Origin of the sequence: Bradyrhizobium genomosp. I (2014), from assembly GCF_000261685.1 — a bacterium.
Taxonomy (GTDB): Bacteria; Pseudomonadota; Alphaproteobacteria; order Rhizobiales; family Xanthobacteraceae; genus Bradyrhizobium.
This window is the reverse complement of sequence record NZ_AJQE01000201.1, coordinates 19,111-29,146: the sequence shown is the minus strand read 5'-3', so window position 1 is coordinate 29,146 and position 10,036 is coordinate 19,111. Positions and strand designations below refer to the sequence as shown.

Genomic DNA, 10,036 nt, shown 5'->3' with positions numbered 1-10,036 from the left:
CCGCCAGCCACATTGCGGTACGGCTGGCGCGCGCCGGCCACGAGGTCAGTTGCGTGATGCGGGGGGCGCATCTGGAGGCGGTTCGCGCCAATGGTCTCAAGCTGCGCGTCGGCGATTCCGAGGTCGGCGCCAAGGTGAACGCATCAGGTGATCCGGCCCAGCTCGGCCCCCAGGATGTCGTGATCTCGACGCTGAAGGCCACGGCGCTTCAGGGGCTGGTCGGCAGCATCAAGCCGCTGCTCCTGGACGACACCGCGATCGTGTTCGCGCAGAACGGCATTCCATGGTGGTACGGCATCGGCCTGCCGCCGCGGCATCCGACGCCGCCGGACATTTCCTTCCTCGATCCCGGCGGACGCCTGCGCGCCTGCATCCCGAAGGAGCGGATCATCGGCGGCGTTGTCTTCTCCTCCAACGAGGTCACTGCGCCCGGCGTGGTGCAGAACCTGACGCCGGACCGCAATCGCCTCCTGATCGGGGAATGCGACGACCGCAATTGCGAGCGCATCACGAGGCTGCGGGGCATCTTCAACGACGCGCGGCTGGAATCCCCGCCGGTGGCCGAGATCCGCGAAGCGATCTGGTCAAAGCTGCTGACCAACATGTCGCTGTCGGTGCTGTGCCTGCTGACCGGCCAGACCGCGCGGGGCGTGCGCGACGATCCCGCCTTCACCGAAGTCATTCCGCGCATGCTGAACGAAGCCAACGAGATCGCCCAGCACTTCATTCCCGAGGTCAAGCGCGTGACCCGCAGCGGGCCCGCCCCCAACCACAAGCCGTCGCTGCTCCAGGACTATGAGCTCGGTCGCGCCATGGAGATCGACGTTCTGGTGAAGGCGCCCCAGGCCTTCGCGCGCGCCGCCGGCCTGTCGACGCCGACGCTCGACCTGATCGCCGCGCTCGCGATCCAGAAGGCGCGCGACAAGGGGCTTTATTCCGCGTGAGCTTCAGGAGAGTTGGTCGATCCAGGCCGCGAGCGTATCGAGTACCTCAGCGAGCGCCTCGTCATTCGTCCGGCCCGACTTCTTCAACACCGCAAACGAGTGATCCCCGCCTTCGACCTGGTGCAGCGTCGCCCGCGACCCGAGCTTCTCGACGACAGGCTCGAGGTAGCTCAGATCGGCAAGTCCATCGCGCGTGCCTTGCAGGAACAGCATGGGGACGGTGACACCAGCGAGGTGCTCGGCGCGCTCGGATGAAGGCTTCTTGTCGGCATGCAGGGGAAAGCCGAGGAAGGCGAGCCCTTTGACCTCAGGCAATGCAGCCTTGGACTGCGCCTGCGAGGTCATGCGCCCGCCGAACGACTTTCCGCCCGCCACCAGCTTGAGACCGGGGCAGAGCCGCGCCGCGTCCGCGACCGCCGCTCGGATGGCGGCGTGCGCGACTGCGGGCTGGTCGGGACGCCCCTTCTTCTCTTCCATGTAGGGAAAATTGAAGCGAAACGTCGCAATGCCGCGGTCCGCGAGGCCCGCCGCGACCTTTTCCATGAAGGAATGCCGCATATCCGCACCGGCGCCGTGCGCGAGGACGTAGCAGGCGCGCGCATGGGCCGGCTGCGTCAGGACCGCGGAGACCGCGCCGTTGCGTTCGATGTCGAGCTTGAGCTCTCGAGTTTTGGTCGCCACAATCGGCCATCCCGACAGACGCTGTTACGGCCGCCTTGGTAGCGTCGCCGGCGCAGCCTGAAAACACAATAATTGCTGCCGCTGGCTGGCCTACCAAGCCCGAACGCCGCACCAACCGAGGTAATCATGTCCTACCGCTCCTCCTGGATGACCGAAGAGCTCGACGTCTTTCGCGACCAGTTCCGGAAATATCTTGCCAAGGACCTGTCGCCGCACGCCGAAAAATGGCGCGAGCAGAAGATGGTCGACCGTTTCGCCTGGCGCGGCCTCGGCGAGATGGGTGCGCTGCTCGCGAGCGTGCCGGAGGAATATGGCGGCCTGGGCGCCACCTTCGCCTATGACGCCGCGGTGCTCGATGATCTCGAAAGCACGGTGCCGGAGCTGACCACCGGCGTCTCCGTGCACAGCGCCATCGTCGCGCACTACATCCTCAACTACGGCTCGGAGGAACAGAAGAAGCGCTGGCTGCCGAAGATGGCGTCCGGCGAGATGGTCGGCGCCATCGCCATGACCGAGCCCGGCACCGGCTCGGACCTGCAAGCCGTCAAGACCACGGCGAAGAAGCAGGGCAATTCCTACGTCATCAACGGCCAGAAGACGTTCATCACCAACGGCCAGGCCGCCGATCTCGTCATCGTGGTCGCCCGCACCGGCGAGGCCGGCGCGAAAGGCATTTCGCTGATCGTGGTCGAGACTGCGGGCGCGGATGGCTACAAGCGCGGGCGCAACCTCGACAAGATCGGCCTGCATGCCTCCGACACATCGGAATTGTTCTTCGACAACGTCACGGTGCCGCCGGAGAACCTGCTCGGCAAGGAGGAAGGGCAGGGTTTCGTCCAGCTCATGCAGCAATTGCCGCAGGAGCGGCTTGCGCTTGCGGTCGGGGCCGTCGCCGCGATGGAGCGCGCGGTCAAGCTCACCACCGATTACACCAAGGAGCGGAAGGCGTTCGGCAAGCCGCTGATGGATTTCCAGAACACCGCCTTCACGCTGGCCGAGCGCAAGACCGAGGCGATGATCGCGCGCGTCTTCGTCGACTGGTGCATCGAGCGCCTGATCGCCAAGGACCTCGACACCGTCACCGCGTCGATGGCGAAATACTGGTGCTCGGAGAAGCAGGTCGAGACCGCCGACGAATGCCTCCAGCTGTTCGGCGGCTACGGCTACATGCAGGAATATCCGATCTCGCGCATCTTCATCGATTCCCGCATCCAGAAGATCTATGGCGGCACCAACGAGATCATGAAGCTCTTGATCGCGAGGTCGCTGTAGCCCCAAGCGTCAGCTGCTCGCCTTCGCGCGCCAGTCGCGCGGCCGGCAGCCGAAGCGCTGCTTGAACCGCCGCGTGAAGTGGGAGAGGTCCGAGAAGCCCCAGTCGAACGCGATGGCGCCGATCGCACGGTCTGCCATTGCGGGATCCCCGAGATCCCTGGCCGCGCCGTCGAGCCGATGCTCGATGACGTAATCGGTGAAGCTGGAGCCTGATCGCGCCAGCAGTTTGTGCACGTAGCGCTCGCTGATGCCCACGGCGTCGGCGACGTTGGCAACCGCAAGGCCGGGCTCACGGAGCCGCCGGTGAATGGCACGCTTCAGCGCCAGCGTGGTCGCGTCGGCAAGACTCTCGGACTCCGCAGCGCCTGCCCGGCTGCGACGCGACAGGCTCACAGCGACCAGTTCGATCAGAACCCGGAACAGCCGCATGCCCTCGTCTTCGGTCATGCGCAGCGCGCCGTCGCTGAGCGTGCGCGTGGTCTCCACGATGAGATGGCCGACGAAGGGATCGTCGGAGACGCGCGCTGCTCCGACGTCGAAGGAGGCCGGCAGGCGCTCGCGCAAGGCTTCTGCCGGCACCCAGAACGAGGCAACGCGCAACTGTGGTCCGCGGTCGTGCAGAAGCGCGAACTGCCGATCACTGTCGAAGATGCCGACCTGTCCCGATGAAAGGCTGATCTCGCGATCATCTTGCTGGATGCGACAGCGGCCCTCCAGCTTCAGGTTGAGGTAGAAGCAACTGCGGTCCGATGCCGCGATGTCGTGCGCAGAGCGCCGCACCACGTGTTCGGGAAAGCTGACGCGGTTGATCGCAGCATCGCCGAGGCGGATGTGCTCGACGCTGGCCGGAAAGCCGGCTGCGGCCGCCGGCTCCGGCGTCAGATTCATGAAGGCTTGGCAGATCGCCTCGCGATAATAGGCGAATTGCTCGTCCAGCCGCACGCCCACGGTGTTCCAGGCCGATTGGCGAGACGGAATGGCGCGCTCGATCTGCTGCATCGGTTCACTCCGAGACCAATCCGGTTCACTTCCAGCCAAGCGGCAAATCAGTCGCCAGTCCACAATTGGGGCGCGGCAGCACCGCACCGCCCAAAGCGGCGCGGCCTCAATCTAACCACATCCTCGGGAGGAGCCACAACATGTCGACCTACGTTCTCGTCCACGGCGCCTGGCACACCGGAGCCGAGTTCGAGCCTGTCGCCGCGCCGATCCGCGCCGCCGGCCATCAGGTTCATACCCCCACCATCAAGGGCAACCGTCCGGGCGACGCCAAGACCACAGGGCTGAAGGAAGCGATCCAATCGATCGCCGACTACCTCGCCGAGAAAAATCTGAAGGACGTCATCCTGCTCGGCCATTCCTATGGCGGCATGGTCATCACCGGTGTCGCCGACCTCGCGCCGGAGCGCATCCGCCGCCTAGTCTACTGGAACGCCTTCGTGCCCAACAACGGCGAATGCCTCAACGACATGGTGCCGCCGCACTATGTCGGGCTGTTCGACGCCATCGCGGCCGAGCGCGGCGACGGCTCCGTGGTGCTGCCCTTCCCGATCTGGCGCGAGGCGTTCATCAACGATGCCGATATCGAGCTGGCGCAGCGCGCCTACGACGTCCTCAATCCGCACCCGCTGGCGACCTTCACCGACAAGATCGCGCTCAAGACCAATCCCGCCGAGATGCCGCTGGCCAAATCCTACATCAACTGCACCGAAGATACCGCGCTGCCGCACAGCCATGGCTGGCATCCGCGCCTGTCGGAGAAGCTCGGCCTGTTCCGCCTGGTGCAGGTGCCGGGAAGCCATGAACTCTGCTTTACCGACCCGGCACGGCTCGCCGATGCGATCATGGAGGCGGGACGGGACTGACAGCGCGCCCTGTGCACGCTCTCGATCGTGTGCCGCTCAATTCGGATGCCACCAGCGGCCGCCGATGACGACGCCTTCGGAGACGATCTTGCGGTCGCCGATCAGGTGCTCGCCGACGACGTCTTCATAGTCGAACTGGCCCTGCCTGATCGAGATCAGCGTAGCGTCGCCCACGCTGCCCGGCTTGAGGCTGCCAAGCTCGGGGCGCCGCAGCGCCATCGCCGCGTTCTCCGTCGAGGCCGCGATCACGTCCGACAGCTCCATGCCCATGCACAGGAATTTCGACATGGTCGTGACCTGGTCGTAGGCCGGGCCGTCGATGCAGAGCTGATGGATGTCGGAGGAGATGGTGTCGGGATAGAAGCCGTTGGCGAGCATCGCCCGCGCGGTCTTGAACGCGAACGAGCCCTTGCCGTGGCCGATGTCGAACAGCACGCCGCGCTCGCGCGCATCCAGCACCGCCCTCTTCACCGTGCCCTGCGCGGTGGCCGGCGTGTTGGGGAAGGGACGGAACGCGTGGGTCAGCACGTCGCCGGGCCGCAGACGGGCCAGCACCTCCTCATAGCTCGGCGGCGGGTGGTCGATATGAGCCATCAGTGGCATGCCGACCTCGTTCGCAACCTCCAGCGCAATATCGAGCGGCACGGCCCCGGAGGTGCCCGAGGAATGCAAGCCCACGCGCACCTTGATGCCGACGATGAGATCGCGATTGGCATCGGCGACCTTCGCCGCGTCGACCGGATTCATCAGCCGCAGCTCCTCGCTTTCGCCGACCATGATCCGGTGCGAGAAGCCGAAGATGCCGGCATGCGAGACGTGCAGGTAAGCGAGGATGCGAACCTGGCTCGGCTCGATCACATGCTTGCGGAAGCCGGCGAAATTGCCGGGCCCGGCGCTGCCGGTATCGACCGCCGTGGTCACGCCGGAGAGACGACAGAATTCCTCGGCATCGATGCCGAGCGAGGTGCCGCCCCAATAGACATGGGTGTGGAGATCGATCAGCCCCGGCGTCACGATGAGCTGCGAGACGTCGCGCACCTCGGTGCCCGGATCCGTCTTGAGCCCGCTGCCGATCGCAGCGACCTTGCCGCCGGCAAAGGCGACATCGGTCACGGCATCGAGCTTCTGGGACGGGTCGATCACCCGCCCCCCGCGCAGGATCAAGTCGAAAGCCATCGTTGTCTCCGGATCTAGCTGTGAGGCGGCCTATTGGTCAGCCGAGAGGAGGACTCCCCACACTTCTAGCAATTTTTGCGCCGGAGTCCTTGGCAAACCGAGACGAAGACCCATGACAAATCAGCAGTCCCGGGCATGCCGTCGATGCACCTATTCGGAGCGAACCGTGGCAAGGCGCATCAGCGCTTTGTGGACACCGGCGCCATAGGCCGGATCGGCCTTCGTGCAGTTCGCGATGTGGCGCTCCTGGATGTGGACGGCGGCACCGCCGACGGCGCGTGCCGTATTGTCGAACAGGACCTGCCGCTGCGCCGCGTTCATCTTGCGGAACAGGTCTCCGGGCTGCTGATAGTGGTCGTCGTCTACCCGATGATCCCAGTGGGCGGCTGCGCCCTCAATCTCCAGCGGCGGCTCGTTGAGGTCGGGCTGATCGGTCCATTCGCCGTGACTGTTCGGGAAGTAGCTCGTCGTCCCACCCAGATTGCCGTCGGTCCGCATTGCGCCGTCGCGATGATAGCTGTGATACGGACATTTCGGGGCATTGACCGGAATCAAATGATGGTTGACGCCGAGGCGATAGCGCGCCGCGTCTCCATATGAGAACAGACGAGCCTGCAGCATCTTGTCGGGCGAGAAGCCGATGCCGGGGACGATATGGGCCGGCGAGAAGGACGCCTGCTCGACCTCAGCGAAGACGTTTTCCGGATTCCGGTTCAGCTCGAAACAGCCGACCTCGATCAGCGGAAAGTCCGCCTTGGGCCAGACCTTGGTCAGATCGAACGGGTTGAACGGAAACGCCTTGGCTTCTTCATCGGTCATGACCTGCACGAACATGGTCCAGCGCGGAAAATCGTCACGCTCTATGCTCCCGAACAGGTCGCGCTGATGAGACTCGCGGTCCTTGCCGACGAGCGCCTCGGCATCAGTGTCCGTCAGGTTCTCGATGCCCTGCTGCGTGCGGAAGTGAAACTTCACCCAGGTCCGCTCACTGGCAGCGTTGAGGAAACTGTAGGTATGGCTGCCGAACCCATGCATGTGACGATAGCTCTTGGGAATGCCGCGCTCGCTCATGACGATGGTGACCTGATGCCGCGCTTCCGGCAGCAGCGTCCAGAAGTCCCAATTGCTGTCGGCGCTGCGCATTCCCGTCCGCGGGTCGCGCTTGATCGCGTGATTGAGGTCGGGGAAACGCAGGGGATCGCGGAAGAAGAACACCGGGGTGTTGTTGCCCACCATGTCCCAGTTGCCTTCCTCGGTGTAGAACTTCAGCGCACAGCCACGGATGTCGCGCTCGGCGTCGGCCGCGCCGCGCTCGCCGGCGACGGTCGAGAACCGCGCGAACATCGGCGTCTGCTTGCCGACTTTCGAGAAGATCTTCGCCTTGGTGTAGCGGGTGATGTCATGGGTTACGGTGAAGGTGCCGAAGGCACCCTATCCCTTGGCATGCATCCGCCGCTCGGGGATCACTTCGCGGTCGAAATGAGCCAGCTTCTCGATCAGCCAGATGTCCTGAAGAAGGGCGGGGCCGCGACGCCCCGCGGTCATGATGTTCAGATTGTCGCCGACGGGAGCGCCGGTCGCGTGCGTGAGACGGGGTGGCTTGTCGCTCATGTGATGATTCCCGATCGGTGATTTGGAGAAAGAGGCGGTAGGGCCGCGCGGCAGCGCCGAACGCCGGCTCAGCCGTGCCAATGCGAGCCGCGGATGACGCTGCAGAAATTGCCGCGATGGAAATGCGGCTCCTTGTCGGCAATGACGTCGGCCTTGACGTTGCCGAAGGTGGTATCCGGCCTGTGCTTGATGCCGTCGTAGAACGCCTGGATGATGTCTTCCTTGAAGTGCGGCGTTCGCGGAAACGCCTCCACCACCGCCTCGCGTTCCTCGTCGGGATAATCCTCGTAGGTGAGGCCGAGAACGTCCATCTCGACGCCGGCGGTCACCAGAGCGACAACGGGATGCATGTGCTGCGGCACGCCCGGCGTCGTGTGCAACGCGATCGCGGTCCAGACCGTGTAGGCGTCGGCTTCGGAGATGCCATGGCTGCGCAGGAAGTCACGAGCGGCGTGCGCGCCGTCCACCTCGAACCGCTCGTGCTTGCTGCCATGACCCGGCATCAGGCCGATGTCGTGGAACATCGCGCCGGCATAAAGCAGTTCGCGGTCGAATTTCAGCCCGCGGCGAATGCCGGCCAGCGCGCCGAAATGATAGACGCGGCTGGAATGGTTGAAGAGCAGGTCCGTCTCGGTGTCACGGATGTAGTCGGTGACGGCGCGCGCCAGCTTGCTGTCGGGAATGGCGGCGGCTTTGGCAATCTGTGGCATGAGGCTCTCCTGAAAATTTCTGGTCGCCCGCAAGCTAGATCCGGGCTATTCTGTCTTCAATTGACGTAATACGTCTAAAACGGACAAATACCGACCGAGGCGGACATGAGCGGGAAGCCGAAACCGAGGACAGTCGTGATCGTGGCTTTGCCCGGAGTGCAGCTTCTCGACGTGGCGGGACCGCTCGACGTTTTCGCCGAGGCCAACGTGCAGGCCGGCCACCTGGCCTATGTGCTTTTGGTGGCTGGAGCGGAACCCGGCCCGATTCGCAGCTCTTCAGGCGTACGACTGATGCCGGACCGGATCATCGATCGCGGCTTCCAGGAGAGCATCGACACATTGCTGATCGCGGGATGCCCGCACGCCGGCGACGCGCCGGCTGACGGCATCGTGACCGATTGGCTCCGCCGGCGGGCGACCAGGACCCGGCGCTTCGGATCGGTTTGCAGCGGCGCCTTCTTCCTTGCCGCGGCGGGACTCCTCGACGGCAGACGAGTCACGACACACTGGGCGGTCGCCGACCTGCTTGCCGAGAAATTCCCGTCAGTCACCGTCGACAAGGACGCGATCTACGTCACCGACGGCAAGCTTCGCACGGCTGCTGGCGTCACTGCGGGGCTCGATCTCGCGCTCGCTCTCGTTGAGGAGGATCTCGGGCGCGAGACGGCGATGAAGGTTGCGAGCCAGCTGGTGATGTTCTTCAAGCGCCCGGGCGGACAAATGCAGTTCAGCCGCAAGGGAGAGACCGCCCCCGCCGGCCGGGCCGCACTGCAGGAACTGCAGCGCTGGGTCGCCGCCAATCCTGGGCTGGACCACAGCGTCGCGAGCCTCGCGGCACGCATGGACATCAGCCCGCGTCACTTTGCGCGGCTATTCCGGGCCGAAGTCGGAACCACCCCCGCGACCTGGGTCGAGGAGGCCCGCGTCAACGCAGCGCGACGCTTGCTGGAGCTTGGAAACGAAGCGCCCAAGCAGGTGGCCCTGCATTGCGGTTTTGCCGACGCGGACACGTTGCGCCGCGCATTCGCCCGCCATGTCGGCGTGACACCCGCCGAATATCGCAAGCGCTTTGCGCGGATCGCGGCCTGATACGCGATAGCAGAGGAAGAGAGTGGCGATCCCGGCATGACTCGAACATGCGACCTACGGTTTAGGAAACCGCCGCTCTATCCGGCTGAGCTACGGGACCGCGGAACCCGCGGGGCGGGCTCGGCCCCCTCATAGCAGAGCAGGATGCGGTTCGCCAGCCGCAAGGCGGGCCTGACGATCGTCAAGCTGAGCAAGGCGGCTGTACAATCCCGGTCCAATCCCTCTTGGCGGAGCAGTCCACATGATCGAGAGCATCAGCGCCATCACGCTCGGCACCCATGACATGGCGCGCGCCGTGCACTTCTACCGCTCGCTCGGGTTCGAGCTGCTGTATGGCGGCGAGACCGCGGCATTCACGAGCTTTCGCGCCGGCAGCGGCTATCTCAACCTGACGGCGCAGCCGGACGACAAGCGCTGGTCCTGGTGGGGCCGCGTCATCTTCCATGTCGCCGACGTCGACGCGACCTATGAGCAGGCCCGTGCTGCGGGATGGCAGCCGTCGACCACGCCGCGCGATGCCGAATGGGGCGAGCGCTACTTCCATCTCACCGACCCGGATGGCCACGAGCTCAGCTTCGCGCGGCCGTTGTCCTGACCGAATAAGTCGCAGTCGCTGACGTTCCCCAACGTGCAAGTAGCGCTGTCTCAGCCGCTGTGGCAAGCTCGGCGTGGTTTCCTCACGCAAGAG

9 protein-coding genes, 1 tRNA gene and 1 pseudogene are annotated in these 10,036 nt (G+C 65.0%); 5 read left to right on the top strand and 6 right to left on the bottom strand.

Features of this window, described 5'->3' with window-relative positions; genetic code table 11:
• Window positions 1-944: ketopantoate reductase family protein (locus IC50_RS19345; protein WP_035708305.1), on the top strand; the 944-nt coding region annotated here is incomplete at its 5' end.
• A 3-nt stretch (window positions 945-947) separates the two neighbouring features.
• Here the strand turns inward: IC50_RS19345 and IC50_RS19340 are convergent.
• The gene (locus tag IC50_RS19340; RefSeq protein WP_035708303.1) at window positions 948-1,625 is read right to left on the bottom strand and encodes an alpha/beta hydrolase family protein; all 678 of its coding nucleotides are present in this window, start codon (window positions 1,623-1,625) and stop codon (window positions 948-950) included.
• Window positions 1,626-1,751: 126 nt separating this feature from the next.
• Here IC50_RS19340 and IC50_RS19335 point away from each other — a divergent pair, with 126 nt between their 5' ends.
• Complete coding sequence (locus IC50_RS19335; protein WP_035708301.1) at window positions 1,752-2,897, top strand: acyl-CoA dehydrogenase family protein; 1,146 nt, start codon at window positions 1,752-1,754, stop codon at window positions 2,895-2,897.
• A gap of 9 nt (window positions 2,898-2,906) precedes the next feature.
• Here IC50_RS19335 and IC50_RS19330 read toward each other — a convergent pair whose 3' ends face one another.
• Entirely contained in the window at window positions 2,907-3,896 is a 990-nt protein-coding gene (locus IC50_RS19330) for a helix-turn-helix domain-containing protein (RefSeq protein ID WP_035708299.1), read from the bottom strand.
• A 140-nt stretch (window positions 3,897-4,036) separates the two neighbouring features.
• On the opposite strand from IC50_RS19330, the gene IC50_RS19325 reads away from it, so the two are divergent.
• Complete coding sequence (locus IC50_RS19325; RefSeq protein ID WP_035708297.1) at window positions 4,037-4,762, top strand: alpha/beta fold hydrolase; 726 nt, start codon at window positions 4,037-4,039, stop codon at window positions 4,760-4,762.
• A gap of 36 nt (window positions 4,763-4,798) precedes the next feature.
• Here IC50_RS19325 and IC50_RS19320 read toward each other — a convergent pair whose 3' ends face one another.
• The 3 genes and pseudogenes from IC50_RS19320 to IC50_RS19310 form a co-directional block, all read right to left on the bottom strand.
• On the bottom strand, window positions 4,799-5,938 hold the full coding sequence (locus IC50_RS19320) for an amidohydrolase/deacetylase family metallohydrolase (RefSeq protein WP_035708295.1): 1,140 nt from the start codon (window positions 5,936-5,938) through the stop codon (window positions 4,799-4,801).
• 150 nt (window positions 5,939-6,088) lie between these two features.
• Window positions 6,089-7,549: pseudogene (locus tag IC50_RS19315) on the bottom strand (catalase).
• A 68-nt stretch (window positions 7,550-7,617) separates the two neighbouring features.
• Window positions 7,618-8,259, bottom strand: a complete 642-nt coding sequence (locus tag IC50_RS19310) for an HD domain-containing protein (protein WP_035708293.1) — start codon at window positions 8,257-8,259, stop codon at window positions 7,618-7,620.
• Between the two features lie 105 nt (window positions 8,260-8,364).
• On the opposite strand from IC50_RS19310, the gene IC50_RS19305 reads away from it, so the two are divergent.
• Window positions 8,365-9,348, top strand: a complete 984-nt coding sequence (locus tag IC50_RS19305; RefSeq protein ID WP_035708291.1) for a GlxA family transcriptional regulator — start codon at window positions 8,365-8,367, stop codon at window positions 9,346-9,348.
• A 23-nt stretch (window positions 9,349-9,371) separates the two neighbouring features.
• Here the strand turns inward: IC50_RS19305 and IC50_RS19300 are convergent.
• Window positions 9,372-9,448, bottom strand: a tRNA-Arg gene (locus IC50_RS19300).
• Between the two features lie 141 nt (window positions 9,449-9,589).
• Here IC50_RS19300 and IC50_RS19295 point away from each other — a divergent pair.
• Complete coding sequence (locus IC50_RS19295; RefSeq protein WP_035708289.1) at window positions 9,590-9,943, top strand: VOC family protein; 354 nt, start codon at window positions 9,590-9,592, stop codon at window positions 9,941-9,943.
• Window positions 9,944-10,036: the final 93 nt, after the last annotated feature.

Excerpts from the sequence above, each read along its gene's own strand:
- IC50_RS19335 (WP_035708301.1), top strand. The coding sequence starts at position 1,752 with ATGTCCTACCGCTCCTCCTGGATGACCGAAGAGCTCGACGTCTTTCGC.
- IC50_RS19330 (WP_035708299.1), bottom strand. The coding sequence starts at position 3,896 with ATGCAGCAGATCGAGCGCGCCATTCCGTCTCGCCAATCGGCCTGGAAC.
- IC50_RS19325 (WP_035708297.1), top strand. The coding sequence starts at position 4,037 with ATGTCGACCTACGTTCTCGTCCACGGCGCCTGGCACACCGGAGCCGAG.
- IC50_RS19320 (WP_035708295.1), bottom strand. The coding sequence starts at position 5,938 with ATGGCTTTCGACTTGATCCTGCGCGGGGGGCGGGTGATCGACCCGTCC.
- IC50_RS19310 (WP_035708293.1), bottom strand. The coding sequence starts at position 8,259 with ATGCCACAGATTGCCAAAGCCGCCGCCATTCCCGACAGCAAGCTGGCG.
- IC50_RS19305 (WP_035708291.1), top strand. The coding sequence starts at position 8,365 with ATGAGCGGGAAGCCGAAACCGAGGACAGTCGTGATCGTGGCTTTGCCC.
- IC50_RS19295 (WP_035708289.1), top strand. The coding sequence starts at position 9,590 with ATGATCGAGAGCATCAGCGCCATCACGCTCGGCACCCATGACATGGCG.